At 52.0% G+C, this 19,513-nt stretch carries 17 protein-coding genes and 1 pseudogene; 8 read left to right on the top strand and 10 right to left on the bottom strand.

Annotated features, from left to right (window positions below):
* Nucleotides 1-19 precede the first annotated feature (19 nt).
* Nucleotides 20-856, bottom strand: a complete 837-nt coding sequence (locus tag NSQ73_RS27845) for an AraC family transcriptional regulator (protein WP_042133802.1) — start codon at nt 854-856, stop codon at nt 20-22.
* A 118-nt stretch (nt 857-974) separates the two neighbouring features.
* On the opposite strand from NSQ73_RS27845, the gene NSQ73_RS27840 reads away from it, so the two are divergent.
* Nucleotides 975-3,005, top strand: a complete 2,031-nt coding sequence (locus tag NSQ73_RS27840) for a beta-galactosidase (RefSeq protein WP_340989116.1) — start codon at nt 975-977, stop codon at nt 3,003-3,005.
* Nucleotides 3,006-3,099: 94 nt separating this feature from the next.
* On the opposite strand, the gene NSQ73_RS27835 is transcribed toward NSQ73_RS27840, so the two are convergent.
* The 4 genes from NSQ73_RS27835 to NSQ73_RS27820 form a co-directional block, all read right to left on the bottom strand.
* Nucleotides 3,100-4,278 (bottom strand): Ger(x)C family spore germination protein, encoded by a 1,179-nt coding sequence (locus NSQ73_RS27835; protein WP_340989114.1) that lies wholly within the window; start codon nt 4,276-4,278, stop codon nt 3,100-3,102.
* 13 nt (nt 4,279-4,291) lie between these two features.
* Nucleotides 4,292-5,395, bottom strand: coding sequence for a GerAB/ArcD/ProY family transporter (locus NSQ73_RS27830; RefSeq protein ID WP_340989112.1), 1,104 nt, complete (start codon nt 5,393-5,395; stop codon nt 4,292-4,294).
* Nucleotides 5,396-5,424: 29 nt separating this feature from the next.
* On the bottom strand, nt 5,425-7,098 hold the full coding sequence (locus tag NSQ73_RS27825; protein WP_445669645.1) for a spore germination protein: 1,674 nt from the start codon (nt 7,096-7,098) through the stop codon (nt 5,425-5,427).
* Between the two features lie 237 nt (nt 7,099-7,335).
* Nucleotides 7,336-8,076, bottom strand: a complete 741-nt coding sequence (locus NSQ73_RS27820; protein WP_340989110.1) for a hypothetical protein — start codon at nt 8,074-8,076, stop codon at nt 7,336-7,338.
* Nucleotides 8,077-8,324: 248 nt separating this feature from the next.
* Between NSQ73_RS27820 and NSQ73_RS27815 the strand changes: the two genes are divergently transcribed.
* Together NSQ73_RS27815 and NSQ73_RS27810 are read left to right on the top strand one after the other, a co-directional pair.
* The gene (locus tag NSQ73_RS27815; protein WP_076247188.1) at nt 8,325-8,882 is read left to right on the top strand and encodes a DUF1273 domain-containing protein; all 558 of its coding nucleotides are present in this window, start codon (nt 8,325-8,327) and stop codon (nt 8,880-8,882) included.
* The gene (locus tag NSQ73_RS27810; RefSeq protein ID WP_340989108.1) at nt 8,848-9,216 is read left to right on the top strand and encodes a YciI family protein; all 369 of its coding nucleotides are present in this window, start codon (nt 8,848-8,850) and stop codon (nt 9,214-9,216) included. The genes NSQ73_RS27815 and NSQ73_RS27810 overlap by 35 nt, the downstream gene beginning before the upstream one ends.
* Before the next feature lie 18 nt (nt 9,217-9,234).
* Here NSQ73_RS27810 and NSQ73_RS27805 read toward each other — a convergent pair whose 3' ends face one another.
* The gene (locus NSQ73_RS27805; RefSeq protein WP_340989106.1) at nt 9,235-10,692 is read right to left on the bottom strand and encodes an amidase family protein; all 1,458 of its coding nucleotides are present in this window, start codon (nt 10,690-10,692) and stop codon (nt 9,235-9,237) included.
* Between the two features lie 208 nt (nt 10,693-10,900).
* Between NSQ73_RS27805 and NSQ73_RS27800 the strand changes: the two genes are divergently transcribed.
* Nucleotides 10,901-11,803, top strand: a complete 903-nt coding sequence (locus tag NSQ73_RS27800) for a DUF6612 family protein (protein WP_340989105.1) — start codon at nt 10,901-10,903, stop codon at nt 11,801-11,803.
* 83 nt (nt 11,804-11,886) lie between these two features.
* Here NSQ73_RS27800 and NSQ73_RS27795 read toward each other — a convergent pair whose 3' ends face one another.
* The 4 genes from NSQ73_RS27795 to NSQ73_RS27780 all read right to left on the bottom strand — a co-directional run bounded on the left by NSQ73_RS27795 (nt 11,887) and on the right by NSQ73_RS27780 (nt 15,738).
* The gene (locus tag NSQ73_RS27795) at nt 11,887-12,627 is read right to left on the bottom strand and encodes a hypothetical protein (protein WP_340989103.1); all 741 of its coding nucleotides are present in this window, start codon (nt 12,625-12,627) and stop codon (nt 11,887-11,889) included.
* Nucleotides 12,628-13,064: 437 nt separating this feature from the next.
* Nucleotides 13,065-13,559, bottom strand: coding sequence for a hypothetical protein (locus NSQ73_RS27790; protein WP_076247182.1), 495 nt, complete (start codon nt 13,557-13,559; stop codon nt 13,065-13,067).
* Between the two features lie 98 nt (nt 13,560-13,657).
* The gene (locus NSQ73_RS27785; protein ID WP_340989101.1) at nt 13,658-15,070 is read right to left on the bottom strand and encodes a HAMP domain-containing sensor histidine kinase; all 1,413 of its coding nucleotides are present in this window, start codon (nt 15,068-15,070) and stop codon (nt 13,658-13,660) included.
* Complete coding sequence (locus tag NSQ73_RS27780; protein WP_042133826.1) at nt 15,058-15,738, bottom strand: response regulator transcription factor; 681 nt, start codon at nt 15,736-15,738, stop codon at nt 15,058-15,060. The genes NSQ73_RS27785 and NSQ73_RS27780 overlap by 13 nt, the downstream gene beginning before the upstream one ends.
* Nucleotides 15,739-15,927: 189 nt before the next feature.
* Here NSQ73_RS27780 and NSQ73_RS27775 point away from each other — a divergent pair, with 189 nt between their 5' ends.
* From NSQ73_RS27775 to tnpB, 4 genes and pseudogenes are all read left to right on the top strand, one after another.
* Nucleotides 15,928-16,644 carry a YceI family protein gene (locus NSQ73_RS27775; RefSeq protein ID WP_340989099.1) on the top strand — a complete coding sequence of 239 codons (717 nt, stop codon included), beginning with the start codon at nt 15,928-15,930 and terminating at the stop codon, nt 16,642-16,644.
* Nucleotides 16,645-17,333: 689 nt separating this feature from the next.
* Entirely contained in the window at nt 17,334-17,663 is a 330-nt protein-coding gene (locus NSQ73_RS27770; RefSeq protein WP_340989098.1) for a nucleoside triphosphate pyrophosphohydrolase, read from the top strand.
* 243 nt (nt 17,664-17,906) lie between these two features.
* Nucleotides 17,907-18,308, top strand: a complete 402-nt coding sequence (tnpA, locus tag NSQ73_RS27765; protein WP_042232763.1) for an IS200/IS605 family transposase — start codon at nt 17,907-17,909, stop codon at nt 18,306-18,308.
* Nucleotides 18,309-18,313: 5 nt separating this feature from the next.
* Nucleotides 18,314-19,464 (top strand): annotated as a pseudogene (tnpB, locus tag NSQ73_RS27760) (IS200/IS605 family element RNA-guided endonuclease TnpB).
* Nucleotides 19,465-19,513: the final 49 nt, after the last annotated feature.

The following is a 19,513-nucleotide window of genomic DNA, read 5'->3' as shown; positions in this document are numbered from 1 at the left end:
GTTTATGTCTGGAGAAGGATTAATGCAGCTTCCTGAACTGCTCCGGCGTAATCGCCGACTGCTTGCGGAACGTAGCCACGAAGTGGCTGACGTCGCGGAAGCCGACGCGCTGTGAGATTGCTTTTACCGTAAGCGCAGGCTGGGTGACAAGGAGCTCCTTGCTCTTGCGGATTCGCAGCCGGACGAAATAGGCATAAGGGGAGAGGCCGAACGTCTGCAGGAACAGGCTGTTCAGATAGCGCCCGGATACATCGAGCTGGCCAGCGAGATCATAGAGACCGACCTCGGGATCGCCGTAGTGGCTGTCCATCCATTTCAGCAGCGGCTGAAGCTTGTCCACATTGCGGGAGATCGCTGTGTTATTGTGCAGCTGCCCGTATTTGTTCAGCGTCAGCAGGAAACGGTAGGCGTCGGTAGATTCACCCAGATTGAACATGTCGCTTGAAGCATCATGGCGGTCGAGCATCTCCTTCAGCATATGGCGGAGCGGTGATTCATTCTCCCAGCGGTACAGAAGATTGGTATTCATCGCGAGCGAATCCAGAATATGCCGGGCTGAAGTCCCGCCGAAGGTGAGATAATAGGTGCACCATACCTCGGAAGAGAGGGATTCATAGCCGTGTGGCATACCCGGCATCAGCAGAATGCCGCTGCCTTCGGCGAGTGTTATCTTTTTGTTATCGAAATGAATGATGCCTTCACCGTACGCGGTTTGCAGCCAGTGATAGGTATGATAGCCTTGCGGGCGGGAGACCTTCTCCTGATCGGGGTTATAGCCCATACTATCCAGGGCAATCGGAAGCTGCTGTCCGCTCTCCTGGGCGAACACGATTCTGCGCACGGTGCTAACTGGCATAAATGTCAACTCCTGTAGTTCCATATTATTATATGTTAGGTTTTTTATTTTATATATAAAGCGCTTAGTTTAATGCTTAAAATAAGAATATACTTATACTATAAAGGATGTGCAAAGTATGATCAACGAGAAATTGCCGAAGATCTGGTATGGTGGAGATTATAACCCGGAGCAGTGGGATGCCCCGGTATGGGCAGAGGATGAACGGATGTTCAAGCTGGCAGGGATCGATGTCGCTACGATCAATGTGTTCAACTGGGCAACGCTTCAGCCCTCTGAGGATACGTACGATTTCAGCGGTCTGGATGCATTAATCGACCGTCTATATAAGAATGGAACCTATATATGTCTGGCTACCGCAACTGGTGCGCATCCGGCTTGGATGGCTCACCGCTATCCTGAGGTTACACGGGTGGATGTCCAGGGCAGAAAGCGCAAATTCGGCGGACGCCATAACTCTAATCCGAACAGCCCGGTGTACCGTGAATATGCTGCACGGCTGGCCGGCAGGCTGGCGGAACGCTACAAGGATCATCCGGCGCTGCTGATCTGGCATATCTCCAATGAATACGGCGGATATGATTATTCCGAGCAGTCTGAAGCGGCCTTCCGCGTCTGGCTGAAGGAGCGTTACGGATCACTTGATGCGCTGAACAAAGCCTGGAATACCCGTTTCTGGGGCCATACCTTCTATGACTGGGAAGAGATCGTAGTCCCGAACGAGCTCAGTGAAGAGTGGAACGGCAACCGGACGAACTTCCAGGGGATTTCGCTGGATTACCGCAGATTCATGTCCCACAGCCTGCTGGAATGCTATAAGCTTGAGCATGCTGCGATCAGGGAACACAGCACGAATATTCCCATTACGACTAACCTGATGGGCTTCTATCCGGAGCTGGACTATTTCGAATGGGCCAAATATATGGATGTTATCTCCTGGGACAACTATCCGGCACTGGATACACCGGTCAGCCATACAGCTATGACGCATGACCTTATGCGCGGGTTGAAGAACGGCCAGCCGTTCATGCTGATGGAGCAGACGCCAAGCCAGCAGAACTGGATGCCGTACAATTCCGTGAAGCGTCCGGGCGTGATGCGCCTGTGGAGCTATCAGGCGGTGGCGCGCGGCGCGGACACGGTGCTGTTCTTCCAGCTGCGCCGGTCTATCGGTGCGTGCGAGAAGTATCACGGTGCGGTTATTGAGCATGTGGGACATGAGCATACGCGGGTATTCCGTGAATGTGCCGAGCTTGGCCGGGAGCTGGAGCAGCTGGGCGATGAGCTGCTGGATGCGCGCAGCGCGGCGCAGATCGGGATTATCTATGACTGGGAGAACCGCTGGGCGCTTGATCTCTCCAGCGGCCCGACCGTTGCACTGGATTATGTGAAGGAAATTCACAGCTATTATGATGCACTGTATCAGCAGAATATTGAAGCGGATATGATTGGCGTAGAAGAGGACTTAACGAAGTACAAGGTTGTAATTGCACCGGTCCTGTATATGATCAAGCCGGGATTCGCGGCGAAGGTTGAAGCTTTCGTTCAAGCGGGCGGAACGTTCATTACCACCTATTTCAGCGGTATCGTTAACGAGAACGATCTGGTTACCGTTGGAGGCTACCCTGGCGAGCTGCGCAAGGTGCTGGGGATCTGGGCTGAAGAGATTGATGCCCTGCTGCCGGATATGCGCAATGAGATCGTGATGAACCAGGAATGGGGGCAGCTTAACCGATCCTATTCCTGCGGTCTGCTCTGTGATCTGATTCATTCCGAAGGTGCAGAAGTGCTTGCACAGTACGGCACTGACTTCTATAAAGGGATGCCGGCCCTGACCGTGAACCGCTTCGGCGAAGGCAAAGCCTATTATGTAGCCACCAGTCCCGATGCTGCGTTCCTGCGCGCATTCCTGGCTACGGTGAGCGCAGAGAAAGGCATTGCCCCGCTGGTGAGTGCGCCGGAAGGCATTGAATCCGTTCAGCGGGTGAAGGAAGGCGTATCCTACCTGTTCCTGCTGAATCATTCCGCAGAGGAGCTTAGTGCAGATATCGGCACCGGCGAGCGGACAGATCTGCTGACAGGCAAGAAATGCAGCGGTTCCACTGTAGTTCCTGGCCGCGGAGTAATGATCCTGTCGGATAAACAGTAAATTGGAATAAGACAAAGCAGCTAAACCGGCAATTCTCCGCACAGCAGAGGTTGCCGGTTTTTTACGCAGTCAAAGCTGTTTCCGCTTGGATATTTTAATTGGTAAAGGAGCCGAAGTCTGTAATCTTCAGTTCAACATTAATATGGATGGGGGTCCGGCTAAACACATCATCCCAGTGATCCTCTGACTTTCTCCATAATGCCGGCTTTTGGATACTGAGCCTCTCGCCGAATCCGGCGACATCGGCCTTGTAGTCGGACTGCAGCTTCTGAATCAGCGCCTGCATCATTTGCTCCAGCTTTTCCTTGAACAGCTTTTCTGCTTTTTGCGAGTTCTTCACTGCTGCGGGATAGTCATCTATATTCCAGGTTTCGCTCAGTCTACCTTCGGTGGCGATTTTTACATCAAAGGCCAAGCTGTCGCCGTTCATTTTGGCATTGATTTCGCTTTTCATCGCCTTCATTTCGTAAGTTATTTCCTGTTTGTTCCCGTCATAGGTTTTGATAATACCGGTCTGTCCTTCATTGGTCAGCCAAGCGAGGCACTCTGTATCCTCCTGGTTCAACGCCCCTACCCAGTGCCCGGTATCTCCTTTAATAATACCTGCACCCGAGAATTCTACTTCGCCATTCGCCGTCACCAGATTTTGTAGCGCAAAGCTTCGCTTGGAATACATCAGGGCATCCATTTTGGATAAAATGACCGGGTCCATTACCTTGCTGGTTCTTTTCTGATTATGGACCATATCCCTGATATGAAATGCGGGAATTTCATTCTTTTCCTTGGAGATGAGTGTATCCTCTGCCCGGCCCTGACTCAGGAACACCATAGTACTTGGACGGATATCGTTATCACGAAGTACAAAATCCATTAACTGGTTCATCTCCTGACGCTTAAGCAGCTCGGTCGAGACCACAATAACTTTAAGGTGATGCCCGATAATCGGCCGGTCCAGGCGGAGCGAGTACTGGCGGAATATTTCCAGCACAGAATCTCCTGTCCCCGTTACATTCAGATAGGGAGCATCACTGCTACTGCTACTACTGCTGCTCTGACGGCCTGTCCCTCCTAAGGAATTTGCCGGAACGAGCTGTATGGTGGCTGTAATTGTATTCCGTTTGGGATAAGTCGCCCCCTGATCCTGCAGCGCCTGCTCGGTGAGGGTGGGCTCCCCGACATCCAGAGCCAGGCCGGAGTATAGCGCCAAATCTTCGATCTCCTTGCTGCTCCAGCAGGAGGTCTGTGTAGTCAGAAGGATTAGGCTGCACACCAAGAGGAGAAGCCTTCTATACATGCTGCTTCAACCCCTTCACACGGATGAGCCAGATAACCGAGAGCAGCACAGGCAGCAGCAGGAACAGAAGAATCCCCATTTTGCCGATGGCATCCCCGAGTGCGAACAGGTCGGTTATAGATTTGGGCAGCATCGCCGATAGGAACAGAACGGGAACCATAGCATAAATAATCGGATGGAGCTTCATCTTGAAAATCTGTGAGATTCCCAGCGTAGACTGGAAAAAGAAGCTGCTGAAGTTACAGAACATCTGCATCAGCCAGATGACCATAAACGGAAATTCCATACGCTCGAAGATAAAGCCCGGAATCTCGAAGCTGCGCATCAAATCGATCGTAGGCCAGGTGCTGGTAATGGCGGAATTAATAGAAATGCCTCCGATGACCATGACTACGGTCAGTAAATATAGACACAGAAGGACTGCAATACCTCCAAGCATCGCTCTGACTGCCTGCTTGGGCTTCTGCATGTACGCTACGAGTGTCATCGTAACCTCACATCCAGTGAATATAAGCACAGTAGATTTCAGGCCTCTTAATACAGGGAACAGTCCATTGCCGAGTACAGGGCGCAGATTATCGATATCGAAATGCCGGAAGCTGAGGGCATAGGAAATGAGCAGGATCATAATACTGATCGGAAACACAATGGTATAGACACGGGCAATGGAATTGATGCCTCCGTACACAAGGTAGGTGCTTAGCCAGAGAAAAGGAAGAATGACTGCCCAAATGGGGGTTCCCTCCAGCAAAAAGAACAGTGTGACCTCGGCCAGCGTGCGGATTTCAAAGCCGGCAATAACGATGAAATAGAGAATCAGAAGCAGGCATAGTGCTCCGCCGATCACCCGGCCGGTAATCAGTCCGGCATATTGGAATACGGTTTTGCCCGGGAATTGCTGGCTGATCTTCACCATCAGGGTTACAACCAGCATAACAATGGCTCCGCCGAGCAGGACGGATAGCCAGGAATCCGGGGTCTTGACGGTCTGGCTTACACTCCGCGGCAATGTAAGAATACCAGCACCCAGAATAGTGTTGTTCAAGAAAACGGTCGCTTGTAAAGCTGTGATTTTATCGTCGGTGCGTACAAACATTATGCGTTCCTCCTTGCGCGCAGGCGCGGTTATGATTTTCGTTTATCCTGTTTGGTTTTCATCATCACCGGTCTGCGTTTCATCAGAGCCATCGGAGCACGCAGGAACAGATCTTTCCAGTCACTCAGCCGGAAAGGGGATACCGGCGTCAGATAAGGCACACCGAAGCTTTTGAGCTTGGTGAGATGGCAGCAGATCAGCAGGAAGAACAGAATGGTGCCGTACATCCCCAGCACTGACGCGAACAGCATGCCGGCGAAGCGCAGCAGCCGCAGTGTGATTCCTGCACTATACATGGGAATTGCGAAAGACGAGATAGCCGTGACAGCAACCACTATGACCAGAAAAGGGCTGACGATGCCCGCCTGTACGGCGGCATCCCCGATGATCAGACCGCCGACGATCCCCATGGCCGGGCCGATCGGCTTCGGCAGCCGGATGCCGGCTTCCCGTAGAATCTCGATGGCAATTTCCAGAATCAGCACTTCAATCAGTGAAGGGAAGGGTACGCCCTGCCGGGTCTTGATGATGGTGATTGCCAGCTCCGTCGGTATCAGCCCCGGATGAAAGGAGATGAACGAGATATACAGGGACGGGGCCATCAGCGCCAGGAAGGCGGCTGCAAAACGGAGCAGCCGCAGCAGTGTGCCGGGAAGCCAGCGTTCATAATAATCCTCCGGCGATTGCAGCAGCATACTGAAGGTTACCGGTACAATCAGTGCGAAGGGTGTTCCGTCCAGCAGAATAGCAATCCGTCCCTCCAAGAGGGCGCTAATGACCCTGTCCGGCCGTTCAGTATTCTGGACCTGCTGGAAGGGGCTGAGATAGTTGTCTTCAATCAGCTGCTCGATATAGCCGGATTCGGCGAGGAAATCGATATCGATTTTGCCGATACGGTTCGTAACCTCCTCCAGCAGCTCGGGATTGACGATATCCTTCATATAGGCCAGGACTATATCCCGCTGAATGGTGTTGCCTGCCCGGTAGGTCTTCATCTCGAGCTGGTCACTGAAGCCCTGGCGACGGAGCAGGGAGGTGTTCTCGCTTAATACTTCAGAGAAGCCCAGTCTAGGCCCGCGCAGCAGGGCTTCAGAGACTGGCTCCCCAATCGTGCGGTTGGCGCCTCCGGGAAGCTCAATCAGCAGACCGCCGGGCAATCCTTCAATCAGCAGGGCCGTGTGGCCGAAAAGGACAGATTTATTGAAGCTCTCCACACTGTCCGCTTCATTAAGCTGGCTGAAGGGCAGCAGCTGGTTGGCAATCTCTGCAGAGGACACCGGGCCGGCGGGTATCTCATACATCAGGAACTGCATAATCCGCATATTAAGAATCCTGTCATTCTGCATGCCGTCTACGTAGATCAGCGCTCCCCGGCCTACGCCATTCGCGATCGTGAATTCCCGGATATGCAAGTCGCTGTTGGCACCGATAGCATTCTTCACCGCGAGCAGGTCGGTAGTATAGTTGCCGCTGAAGGGGATTGAAGCCGGTGTGCCAGATTTTGCCCCGGCTGGAGACTGTGCTTGTGACCGGGGAACGGTCTTGGTGCCGTAGCCAGACTGACCCCGCCCGCTCCCTACCAGCAGGTACAAAGCTTTGTACAAGTATCCGAGGACAAGCGGAACGAGCAGAGCAACACCCGCCTGACCAAAGATTGCCCAGCCGGGTATATAGGATACAATGGAAGCAAGCAATCTGATCATCCCCCCAGCCGCAGAAATTAAGAATCCGTGTTAATGAAGTTTTCCAAAGTTTGCTTCGATTTAGTCATTTCTCTGAAAAATATAAATAAAAACCGGAGGCGCTCTTGTGGAAGCGCCTCCGGTTTTTATTTAAGATAAGAATTTAATGGAATGACGGGTGCCGCCTTTCCGCCCGCTGACGGCCTCCGGAATTAACGAATCACCGGGTCCTCTGACTACTGTAGCCCGCCTCTTCTGTTACTTGCCGGTAGCCAAGCCGTTTGCCGCGGCATCGCCTGCCGGTGCCTTGCCTTGACCCTGTCCCCGTCCGCCGCCCATTCCACCGCCGCCGAAGCTGCCGAAGCCAAGCGTGATTTTCTCTGCCTCGGCAGTATCCGTCTTCAGTGTATATTGGATGATGTCATCGGCTTTCAGGTCGGAGAGGGCGAGCGTGGTCTCCGTCTGAGCGCCGTTGTCGAAGGTGACCGATACGTACTGGGTATCACTTCCGGTTGTGATATCGGTTGTCTCTTCCGAGAAGTTCTGCATCATGCCGCCCCTCATCATGCCGCCGCCTTGAGGTCCGCCGCCCTGCGCAGAGTCCTTACCTCCCCCGTCTGTGGGCTGTCCGCCTTCAGGGGGAGTACCTTGCCCCTCCGCCTGGGCACCTGCCGCGTTGCCGGGAGCCGCTGCCCCGCCTTCCGGCGCAGTCCCCTCTCCGCCGTTCTGCTGCCGTGCCGGCATATCAGCGGTGTAGATTGTGATGGTGTTTCCGCTGATGCTCTTGATTTTGCCGATATTCATTCCGGCCCGGTCCATCCGGTTCGCGCCTGCCCCGGCAGTCCCGTCCGGCTGAGCCGCCTTGCTGCCGCTCTGGGTCTGGGCTGTCTGAGCATCGCCTGAGGTTGCTGCCGCCGGAGCTGTATCCGAGCTGCAGCCGGCAAGCAGGATCGCAGCAAGCAGGCTGCCGGCCATCATATAAGGCACATGTTTTTTCATATTCATAGTCCTCCTAAACTGTATGGTGTGTATAAACTTCATCGCCTGTTGTCGTATAATGCTGGCATAAAAAGCCTGGGATTAGGTTTAACACTGTCCTGGAGGACAATATATCAGATGCTCCTGAAAGCAGGCTTAAAGTTAGGCAGAGCTTTCCCGGAAGTATCGCTTGGTGAAATGTTATATAATGCATAATAGAGTGGATTTGACAGAGAACAGGAATGAAGCGTTCAGGAAAGAGGCAGCACATGAAAACCTTACTGGTAACAGGCTACCGTGCGCATGAGCTCGGGATTTACGACAGCAAACATCAGGGGATTCCTTATATTAAGAAGGCGCTCGCCAACCGGCTCGCTCCGCTGATAGAAGATGGGGTGGAGTGGGTTATCACTCCCGGCCAATACGGCGTCGATCTATGGGCCTGCGAGGTTGTGCTTGAGCTGAAACGGCAATACCCCGGACTGAAGCTGGGGATCATTACAGCCCATGCAGCCCCGGAAGAGAAGTGGAAGGAAGAGAAGCAGAATGAATACCGCCGTATTATTGCCGGAGCAGACTACTACGGAGCTGTGAGTAATGCACCCTATGACGGCAGCTGGCAGTTCAGGGCGAGAGATGATCTGCTGTTCCGCAAAAGCGACGGGATTCTGCTGTTCTATGACGAGGATGCTGCGGAAGGCAGTGCGAAATTCACCAAGGAACGGGCAATGAAGCTGCATGCTGAAGGTGATTATGAACTCTATCTGATGCATGCAGAGGAGATTCAGAACATTGCCGACGAAGAGAGCCAGCGAGGTTACGAATGAGGAGGAGAGCAGGTTGAGTGAAAAGCAGGCTGAAGAGGATATTTGTTATGTAATATTGCTGAGCCCGACTGCACAGGACCGCAGAGATATGGATATCATCCGGGCGCATGTCAGACATCTGCAGGAGCTGGAACGCAGCGGACAGCTGGTGCTGTGCGGTCCCTTCAGTGACAGTCCCGGCGGAATGGTCATTATCCGCGCCGGTTCCCGTGAAGAGGCAGCAGAGATTGCCGGGCGGGACCCCTATGTACTATCGGGTATCCGCAGCTATGAACTACGCACCTGGGGCCTGTCCCATGAAGGCAACAGGCACATGGGCATAGCCGCCGATTAGGCGGCTTACAAGAGGATTTTAGATGAAGCTCTGCAGCGAAGGCGCCTTGCGGACCTTGTAATTCTGCTCGTAGGCATAAGCCAGCCGGATGAGCACCGGTTCCTCATAAGCCCGTGCCGAGAAGGTTACGCCAAAGGGAGCGCCAGCCGATGTGTAGCCGGACGGTACTACAATGGACGGGTAACCGGCTCTTGACGTGATTCGTGCGCCGAAGTCAGCCGGGAATAAGAGGGCATCCAGCTGATGCTCCCGCATAGTCGCATCGATACCCAGTTCCTTGCAGAGCCGCAGATCCGTCGCACGGTCACGCAGATACTGCGGCTCCGTGAGGGTGCCGGAGGTTGTATATTCGGCATCCAGCAGGGTGGCTTGCCCGAACTTCAGCGTTTCTACCGGATGGGCATGATTGAAATCAATGATATCCTTCAGGGTTCGCATGGGAGCGCCCGGGCCCAGTTTTGCCAAATAGGCGTTAAGTGAGGTTTTGAACTCATTCAGCACCACAGAGGAATAGCTGATCTCCCGTGCAGTTGTAATCTCTGCCGGATCAATAATGGTCGCCCCGAGCTCGCGCATTCTGTCCACTGAGGCATTGAACAGCGCGAGCTGTTCGTCTGTAAGCTCCTCGAAATAATAATCCCGCGGAATCCCGATGCGCGCACCCTTCAGGCCGTCTTCATCAAGGAAGACCGTATAATCCGCATGTAGTCTGCCTGTATTCGTCCCCATTGAGGCATCGCTGTCGTCCTGTCCAAGCAGGGCATTCAGCAGAAGTACAGCATCGCGGACGGTTCTCGCCATAGGTCCGGCGGTATCCTGCGTATTGGAGAGCGGAAGAATGCCGGAGCGGCTGATCATTCCCACAGTAGGCTTGATGCCGATGACCGATCCAAGGTTGCCGGGATTCAGGATCGAGCCCGAGGTTTCCGTTCCTACGGACACCGCGCAGAAATTGCAGGCAACCGCCACTGCAGATCCGGCGCTGGAGCCGCCTGTCGGCGTGGAGATATTATAAGGGTTAAGCACCTGACCGCCCCGGGAGCTGAAGCCTGAGGGCATGCCGTTCGTCATGAAATTGGCGAATTCCGTCATGTTGGCCTTGCCCATAATAATCGCCCCGGCTTCGCGCAGCCTGGTAACAATGAAGGCATCCTCCTGCGCAAAAGAATCCGCCAAAGCCAGCGAACCCGCACTGGTATGCATTTTATCCCCTGTGTTGATATTGTCCTTCAGCAATACCGGTATACCGTGCAGCGGTCCCCGGGGCCCCTGAAGCTGTCTTTCCACGTCCAGGGATTCAGCGATGAACAGCGCATCCGGATTAATCTCCAGCACGGAATTGATCGTCAGGCCGTTTTTGTCATGATCTGCAATGCGTTCAAGATACATAAGGACTAATTGTCTGGAAGTGATTTCTCCGGAATCCAGAGCGGCCTGAATCTCCGGTAGGGTAGCCTCTACGATTTCAAAACTCATGCGGGTTCACGCTTCTTTCCCTCTAGGTTTTAGGTTTTCTCCTTCATCTAACCATAGTTTTCCCTGTCTTCATAGTGTTGTTTTTGCTGTCCGGGTTACTCTTACAGTTCATGTTAGTTCTTAAAGAAATGTTAGAGGCGTATCTCCCGTGGTTAATAGTTGACATGCACTAACACATCTTGCCAATAACGATTAGGAGGATTACAACTTGAGAAAATGGACTGCATTATTCATGGGGGTTATTCTGTCTGCTGCCTTAACCGCATGCGGCAACAATGAAACGGCTCAGCCGGCTGCTGATGCTTCTGAAGCCCCGGCAGCAGCTGCCGGTACTACCGCCACTACAGCCCCAGCCGAACAGACATCCGCCGGCGTTCCGGCTCTGGAGGAACTGCTGCAGAAGACGGCTGCTGCACAATCGGAATTGAAGAGCTTCGCCATGAACTCGCAAATTCAGCAGAATATGGTGGTCAAGCAGGGCGAAACCAATCAGGAACAGGCCATTGAGATGGCAGTGAACGCTGAATATACTAAAGATCCGCTGGAAATGCATCAGGAGATCGTTATGACTCTGGCAGGCCAGGGAGAACAGAAGATGGAGCAGTATGTAACCGCAGACGGTTTCTTCTCGCTGACGAACGGGCAGTGGGTTAAGATGCCGGCTGCGATGACTGAGCAGTTGACCGCTGCCATGCAGCAGTCTGCAAATCCTGAGAAGCAGCTGGAGCAGTTCAACCAAATTGCTGACCAGACGAAAATCACCGAGGAAGGTGACAATTATCTGATAACAGCAGAAGTATCTGGCGAAGAAGTCAAGAATCTGGCGAAGAGCTATCTGAACCAGAGCGGAAGTGTAGACAGCCAGATGACTGCGATGATGGAGCAGATGAATATCAAGAGCATGAACATCGCTTACACCGTGGACAAGAAGACTTATTTCCCGACTTCATCGGATGTTAATCTGGTCATGGATATGAGCAGCGGTGAACAGACCGTCTCGATGGATATGAAGATGAAGGCAACCATTAGCGATCATAACAAGATCACGGAGATCAAGGTTCCGCAGGAAGCTCTGGAGGCGCAGGAGGCTCAAATGCCGGCAACCCAGTAACCGGCCCCAATATAAATCATGCAGAACAGGAGGACCCGTACACCGGGTCCTCCTGTTTGGTCATGGCAATGCTGACTACATGTTTACAGGCCAAAGGGGGACATGCTGTTGAACAGTCCGTAGGCTGCTCCGGCCAATACCGACATTACCAGCTTGTAGAATATATATCCGGTTGCAACGTTTGCAGTGGCAATCAGGTATAGGGTATCGATTCCGCGGTTGGAGGTGTTTAGCGGATATTGAAACGCCACGGTGTTGATGCTGACAAAGACGAAAAGAAAGGACAGAATAAGCAGGAGAACCGAGAAGGAATACAGGCTGAGGATCAGCGACAGGATAGCCAGAACCAGCAGCGCTACAGCGGGAACGAGCAGAGTGCCGAATCTTGCGATCAGCAGCTTGAGATCAAAGCTGACTTTCTCCAGCCGGAGTGCGGCATAAGTAGTCCCGCAGCCAACGGCAATTCCTGCAGCCGTTAATAGAAGCGGCCTCAGAAATCCGGGGCCTATGATTGGCGAGATATCCCATTTAATGAACCAGGTGAGAAAATATAGTGCTGACAGTATTGCCGTCAGTCCCATTGTAATCAGACTGTTCAACAATTGGGCGGCCTGGACCTCTTTCATCGTACTGTAAGGACGGGTTAGAGCACTCAAGAAAAATCCCCAGTACTGTTTACTGACCTGCTTAGCCTGCCTGACGCGTTCATCCTGGAGCAGATTGTCCCATTGCCCGGATGTTCTGCGCTGGGGCTGCGGTTGCCCGTTATCTGAATTTGGCCCTCCGGGATTCGTAAAGGGCGCTCCGCCTTCCGGATTGTTCATTGCTCTTCCTCCTTAAGAAAAATATGGAAATCATAGCATTGGCTATAGTATAAGGGGGTTGCCCTATAAATACTATAAATTTGCCAAAGACATAAACCGCCCATACCGGATTCGTTGCCGGGAGAACCTGGAATTTTTATGTTTCATAGGGTTTAGGCTTAATGGGCTTAATTGTTGTACGCAGTACAGCTTAGCTTCCTAAATCCCTGGGTGTTCGGACAGATTGTTGTATGAAATACAAGAATTGTCCCGCTTCATGCTATGTGGGAAGAGGAATGCTGCCTTTTGTACAACAATTTCCGATTATAGCCGGGATTACGAGGGGAATGTTGTATTATGGGCAGGATTTTAAAAAGCCTGTATTCCGCAGATAAAATGCGGTTTACAGGCTTTGCGTTGAATGTACCTTACAGGAAAGCTGGCGGGTAATCAGGAAGTTACTCCTGTTCCCGGACAAATCCCTCTTCCGCCAAATACTCCTCGGCTTCTTCTACTGTTTCGAAGGCCATCTCCAGCTGGAGGCCTGCATACAGGTACCACAGATCTTCCTCGAATCTTAGACTCAGCGTGTGGCCATCCTCATTCTTCCATAGAGATTCAGTACCAGTCTGCGCTTTTTTCTTTCTTTTGGCCGGAGCAGGGGCATCGGGAATGAACATGGATAGAGACGTAATCGAAGCATCCACCAGTTCCCGCAGTTCAGCTTCCGAATAATCCCTGATGTTCACCAGACCTTTGTCATCACTCTCATAGCCCCGCAGCAGGCCGGCATAGACGAAGCCGTTGCCGTTCGGGTGGAGATGGGAAGCGACGGTCTTCTTGTCATGCCGGCTCTCCTCGAAGTGGTAGTTCACCCGCCCAAGCGAGACATTCCGCCGTTCCAGCTGGGGGTAGGAATCAAGAATAGCTAATTTCTGTTCAAAAGTAAGCATATGCAGCCTCCGGTTCGCATTTTCGTCAGTTGATTATACCATGCCGGCGGGCAGTGGACTATATAGCCTGCCGGAACTGTTACGGCCCTTAAGCCGGCTCAACCGGCAAGCGGCAGCCGCAGCACGAACGAGCAGCCCTGCTGCGGGGTGCTGCCCAGCTCAAGGCTGCCGCCCATGCCTTCGGCGAGCAGCCTGCTGAAGGTCAGGCCTAGCCCGAGTCCGCGCAGCACGCTCTGCTTGGCAGTGCTGCGGAAGAAGGCTTCGAAGATCAGCTCCCGGCTCTCCGGATGAATACCCGATCCGTTATCCGTCACCGTAATTTCGGCGCTGCCCTGCGGCGTGGCCGCAAGCTCCAGCGTTAATTGAAGCTTGCGGTCCTGTGCCTTCGCCTGCACGCTGTTATTGAGCAGATTGACAATAATCTGCTGGATACGCAGCGGATCTCCCCGCAGAAACAGCCGGCTCTCCGGCAGATGAAGGATGGGCTCGCAGACATCCTCGCCTTGGGTCAGCTTCCATTGATAGAGGATTTCCTCCAGCAGCGGAGCGGCCTCCAGCCTATCATGACGGACAGCAACAATGCCCGCTGTCAGCGCGTTATAGTCGAGCAGATCCGCGACCATGCGCTGCAGCCGCTCGGCTTCGAGTAAGGCGATATCGAGGAACTCCCCGGCCTCATCCCCCTCGACCACACCCTCGCGGACCGCATGAAGCAGTCCTTTAATGGAGGTGACCGGGGTCTTCAGTTCATGTGACACTCCGGCCAGCATGACGGCCCGGGACTGCTCGAACTGCTGCAGCTTGCCCGCCATCTCCTGGAAGGATACCAGCAGTTCATGGATTTCCCGCTCCTTGGCTCCGGTCTCCAGCACGATGTTATACTGGCCGCCGCTGATCTGTGCAGCAGCGGCAGCGACCCGCTGAATCGGCTTGGCCAGCTTGATCGACAAGAGGTAGATCGTCAGCCAGCTTAAGATGATCAGGAAGACAATGATGATCGAGAAGAAGGTGATCTCTTCCTGCGGGATATGACGCAGGGAACGTTTGGACTGCAGGACGATTACCTGCCCGAGCGTTCCCTGATCTCCCTGGATCTGCGCAGCGGCGGCCTTGAATTCCGGGCTGCGGGAATCCGTCAGCGTATCATTCAGCTTATGCCGCATCTCTTCATCCGTCAGAGGAGGCTGGGAATACAGCAGCTCGCCCGAAGGTCCGGTAATGATCACGCACATTTCCATGGTTACCTTGAAGAACCGCTTGCGGTCCTCGACCAGCTTGTCGAGGCCCTGGGTGATGGCGAGCTGTCCGTCCGTGCCGACGCTGCGGTCGGCAATCTCCTGGGCCAGCAGGCCGGTGGTCTGCATCCGGTTGTTCATCGCTTCCTGCTGAATCCACCAGAAGGTTACCAGCGCCGTCAGCAGCAGCCCGATACTGATAATCAGCAGGTAACGGACGGTCCAGTAGGAGAGGATCGATGTGGGTTTCTTTGTTCTGTTATTCATGTTGTCCATAATTGATAACCTGTTCCTCTCAGGGTACGGATCTCTCCTTCATTGTCCGGCCAGTGCGAGAGCGCCTGGCGCAGTCTTTTGATGGACAGATCAACGGCCCGGTCACTTCCTTCATAATCCATTTCCCAGACATGCTCCAGCAGCTGGTCCCGGGTGCAGATCTGATTCGGGCGCTCCGCCAGGAATAACAGCACCGACATGTCGCGCGGGCTAAGACTGACCTCGGCCCCGTTCAAGAACACACTGCGCGCAGAGTAATCAATGAACAGGCTGCCGAAATGGCGCTTGCGGCTGCCGTCCGACCACTGCGAGGGGCGGCGCAGCACCGCATTCACGCGGGCGACAACCTCCTCGGGGATGAACGGCTTCGACATATAGTCATCGGCACCGCCGTCCAGTCCCGCCAGCCGGTCATTGATGCCGTCCCTGGCCGTGAGCATAATGACAGGACAGCTGCTTTTCTCGCGGATCAGTCCCAGCAGCTCGAAGCCGTCCATGTTCGGCAGCATAATATCGAGCAGAATCAGCGAGGGCGGCGCCACCTCGAAGGCTTCCAGGGCACTCCGGCCGTCGGCGGCACGGGTGACGTGGAAGCCCGCTTTTCGCAGATAAGCACTGAGCACCCGGGCAATCGCCTCCTCATCCTCAACAATCAGAATGGATTTCATCTATTCAGCCTCCTTCTCAGGCCCGGCGGGGAATGCTTCTCCCGGGGCTACAGCTATGTGTTAGTTAAAATTACGACAATTCTACCATACTGCGGGCCGGTGTGCTTTGACTTCTTCCCGACATATTGCTTTGTTAGAATGGGAACCAAGCCTAATAGGGCATACAGAGAATTGGATGGAGGGAATAAGATGAAGAAGAAAACAATCGCCTTAATAGCAGCCGTAGTCGTTATCGCAGGAGCCATCACAGCATTCATGTTACTTAACAATAGCCTGGGCAATAATGTTGAGATCGAATCTGTTATTCCTGCGCAGAATCAGGGAACTGAAACCCAGGAGGCGGGAACTGCAAACGCGGCGGCAGCGACTGGTGCTGCAGTTACGGCAGAGCAGCTGAACGGTGCCTGGAGCATTGCGGATACGTCCAAAGTCTACTGGTCAGTGACAACTTCCAAAGAAACTGTTAACTTCGTAGACCCTTCCGTTACCGGAAACTGGAATGTGAACCTGGAGGATGCCAGCTCGATGACGGGCGAGGGGACCGTAGAGATGAGTGCGCTGGATTCCGGCAACGGCCAGCGGGACGAGCATGTCAAGGGAGCAGACTTCCTGGCAGTGACGGAGTTCCCGGAGTCCACATTTACCGTGAGTTCCTTCTCGGAGCTTCCGGAGGAATGGACGGAGGGCACAGCGGTGCCGGTTGAGCTCCAGGGTACGCTGACAGTCAAGGGGATAGAGAAGGACGTTACGTTTGACTCGCAAGCCGTATACAGCGGCGGACAGCTTATGCTGTCAGGAACAACCATGGTTACCTTTGAAGATTTCGGCATGAGCAATCCGCATTCGATTGTGCTGGATACCGAGAATAACCTTGAGGTGCGTTTGGAGCTTGTACTGAGCAAATAATATAGGATTAGATTGTTTATAAGAAACTCTCCCCGTCACTGCGGATTCGCGGCTGGCGGGGAGAGTTTTTGGTTCGGGTATATATACAAACCTAACAGTGGCCGGAAGTCAAACATTCTCTGCAGCCACGGCTAATCCCCACAGTGGAATTTTCCCGGTTCAATCTATATAGTGCCTTTATCTTTATATGGAATGAACCGGACTGAGAAGCCGTTATTTCTTCCAAAATCCTCTTTATGGAGCTCAAGCGGACTGAGAATCACTTATCTTGTTTTTTTATGCCCGATAGGGTGTGAACCATCAATTAACGGATTCTGAGTCCGTTTGGCCAGCAAATACATCTGATTAACTGGAATAGAGGATTCTCAGTCCTTTTCACCGGCGGATGAGTTGATTTGTTGAACATTTGATGGTGTACTAGAGGAGAAATCTCTATGCCCTATTGCGGGTCCGGAACAAACTATTCACCCTCCATTTCGAAGGCGGCACTGCCCGGCGGAACAAAGGGAAATTGGTGTGACTGCTGGTGATATTGCTTCACTTCTGAAGTATGAGCTAGCTTCAATAGATTATGGTAGCTTCAATGGATTATGTTTGATTCAATGGATTATGATTTGTAGTTGGATTCATCCGGTGATCGTACATAAATATGTCTATAAATTCAATACATCCCGAAGGAGACAATGAAATTGGCTGATTATCCGAAACTGGTGCGTGACGGAATACCGGCGCTGATTGCGGCGAACGGGCAGACCTGCAGGACAAGAATTATGGACGAGGAGGAATACATAGGGGAGCTGCGTGCGAAGCTGCACGAGGAGCTGGCTGAGTATTTACGGGAGGACAATGACGGACAAGCGCTGGAGGAGCTGGCGGATCTGCTGGAAGTAATCCGGGCCTTGGCGGTAACCCATGGCGGGGACAGCGGTATTCTGGAACAGATCCGTGCTGACAAAGCGGAGCGCCGCGGCGGATTCAAGGACCGGATTCTGCTGCTGCAGGTGGAGAGCAGGGGTTGACCGTATGGACCCGGCAGGTGGCGATTAGCGGGCATCATGTACACACCAGGCACATTTTGATATATTAGTTTTCGCAAACTCGTGACTTTAGTCGTAAGTTAGGAAACTTCGGATAAGGCATGTCTATGATATATTAATTATCCGACATGTGTTCGATTGAAAAATAACTTATATGCCTTATTATCAATGAAAAAACCGATTTTTTTAATGACATATGTTATGATGAATAAGAGGTGACTACATATGTCTGAGATTAAGTATGGACGAGGTTATGTATTCTCCATCCAGTATCATATTGTTTGGTGCGTAAAATATCGTCATAAGGTATTGCTCAATGATGTAGAGATAAGACTTAAAGAAATCCTTAGCCAAATCGCATTAGACAACCACTTTGAGATTGCGGAGATGGAAAGTGACAGCGACCACATTCACTTGCTGGTAGAATGTTCACCGCAACACGCCATTCCTTCCATGATTAAGGCTTTAAAGGGAGTGTCAGCAAGATTGTTGTTCAAAGAGTTTCCTCCACTTAAACAGAAATTGTGGGGCGGTCATCTATGGAATCCCTCTTACTTTGTAGCTACGGTTAGTGAGAACACAGAGAAGCAGATACGGGAATATATTCAAAATCAGAAAGTGAAGTGAGAACCCTGCTAACACATAAAGCGTACAAATTCCGTATATACCCAACCGTAGAACAGCAGATACAGATTGCAAAAACGATGGGATGTAGTCGCTTTGTGTTCAATCACTTTCTGAACCAGTGGAATGAAGCATACAGGGAAACAGGCAGGGGATTAACGTACGCTTCCTGCTGCTCTGAACTCACGAATCTGAAAAAAGAAATCGATTGGCTGAGAGAGCCGGATAAGTTTTCACTGCAAAATGCGTTGAGAAACCTAGATGATTCGTTTAAACGTTTCTTCAAGAAGCAGAATGACGCTCCAAGATTTAAAAGTAAAAAGAATCCTACCCAGTCCTATCAAACGAATTTCACGAATGGAAACATTGCTCTTGTAGGCAATAAGATAAAGTTGCCGAAACTTGGGCTCGTTCGCTTTGCGAAAAGTCGTGAGGTAGAAGGGCGTATTTTAAATGTGACCCTTAGACGTAATCCTTCGGGTAAGTACTTTGTCTCTGTTCTTGTAGAAACGAATGTAGAGCCCCTTCAACAAACGAATAAAGAAGTCGGAATAGATGTAGGGGTGAAGGATTTTGCGATTTTGTCGGATGGCACCGTATTTGGCAACCCTAAATTCTTTCGTACGCTGGAAGCAAAGCTAGCCGATGCACAACGTATACTTTCTAGAAGACAGGAGTTGGCGCTTACGCAAAAGCGTCCTCTTGCCGAATCCAAGAACTATCAGAAACAAAAAAGAAAGTTGCACGTATACATGAACACATAACCAATGCTAGAAGCGACTACTTGCATAAAATCTCAACCGAGATCATCAAAAGCCACGATGTAATCGGTATTGAAGATTTATCCATAAGCAATATGCTTAAGAATGGTAACCTTGCCAAAGCGATTAGCGAAGTGTCATGGTCGCAATTCAGAAGGATGCTTGAATACAAAGGAAAATGTTACGGCAAACAGGTTGTAGTCGTAGCCAAGAACTTCGCAAGCAGTCAACGATGTTCAAGTTGCGGATATAAAAATAAAGACGTTAAGAATCTTGCCTTACGTGAATGGGATTGTCCAGAATGCGGAAGCCATCACGATCGAGATATTAACGCAAGTTTAAATCTTAAAAATGAAGCGATAAGACTTCTAACCGTGGGAATTACGGGGATAGCCTAATCAATTAGAAGCCATTAGGTTTCCGTACTTAGGAATCTCGTCACTTTAG

This window comes from Paenibacillus sp. FSL R10-2736, from assembly GCF_038000245.1.
In the GTDB taxonomy this organism is placed as follows: Bacteria; Bacillota; Bacilli; order Paenibacillales; family Paenibacillaceae; genus Paenibacillus_AQ; species Paenibacillus_AQ phytohabitans.
Note: the sequence above shows the minus strand (reverse complement) of the source record. Positions and strands in the feature narration are given on the sequence as shown.

What these genes read in the sequence shown, in the direction of transcription:
- NSQ73_RS27845 (WP_042133802.1), bottom strand. Translation starts at nt 856, where the DNA reads ATGCCAGTTAGCACCGTGCGCAGAATCGTGTTCGCCCAGGAGAGCGGA.
- NSQ73_RS27790 (WP_076247182.1), bottom strand. Translation starts at nt 13,559, where the DNA reads ATGCTTACTTTTGAACAGAAATTAGCTATTCTTGATTCCTACCCCCAG.
- NSQ73_RS27785 (WP_340989101.1), bottom strand. Translation starts at nt 15,070, where the DNA reads ATGGACAACATGAATAACAGAACAAAGAAACCCACATCGATCCTCTCC.
- NSQ73_RS27815 (WP_076247188.1), top strand. Translation starts at nt 8,325, where the DNA reads ATGAAAACCTTACTGGTAACAGGCTACCGTGCGCATGAGCTCGGGATT.
- NSQ73_RS27840 (WP_340989116.1), top strand. Translation starts at nt 975, where the DNA reads ATGATCAACGAGAAATTGCCGAAGATCTGGTATGGTGGAGATTATAAC.
- NSQ73_RS27795 (WP_340989103.1), bottom strand. Translation starts at nt 12,627, where the DNA reads ATGAACAATCCGGAAGGCGGAGCGCCCTTTACGAATCCCGGAGGGCCA.
- NSQ73_RS27780 (WP_042133826.1), bottom strand. Translation starts at nt 15,738, where the DNA reads ATGAAATCCATTCTGATTGTTGAGGATGAGGAGGCGATTGCCCGGGTG.
- NSQ73_RS27825 (WP_445669645.1), bottom strand. Translation starts at nt 7,098, where the DNA reads ATGATCAGATTGCTTGCTTCCATTGTATCCTATATACCCGGCTGGGCA.
- NSQ73_RS27830 (WP_340989112.1), bottom strand. Translation starts at nt 5,395, where the DNA reads ATGTTTGTACGCACCGACGATAAAATCACAGCTTTACAAGCGACCGTT.
- tnpA (WP_042232763.1), top strand. Translation starts at nt 17,907, where the DNA reads ATGTCTGAGATTAAGTATGGACGAGGTTATGTATTCTCCATCCAGTAT.
- NSQ73_RS27775 (WP_340989099.1), top strand. Translation starts at nt 15,928, where the DNA reads ATGAAGAAGAAAACAATCGCCTTAATAGCAGCCGTAGTCGTTATCGCA.
- NSQ73_RS27820 (WP_340989110.1), bottom strand. Translation starts at nt 8,076, where the DNA reads ATGAAAAAACATGTGCCTTATATGATGGCCGGCAGCCTGCTTGCTGCG.
- NSQ73_RS27805 (WP_340989106.1), bottom strand. Translation starts at nt 10,692, where the DNA reads ATGAGTTTTGAAATCGTAGAGGCTACCCTACCGGAGATTCAGGCCGCT.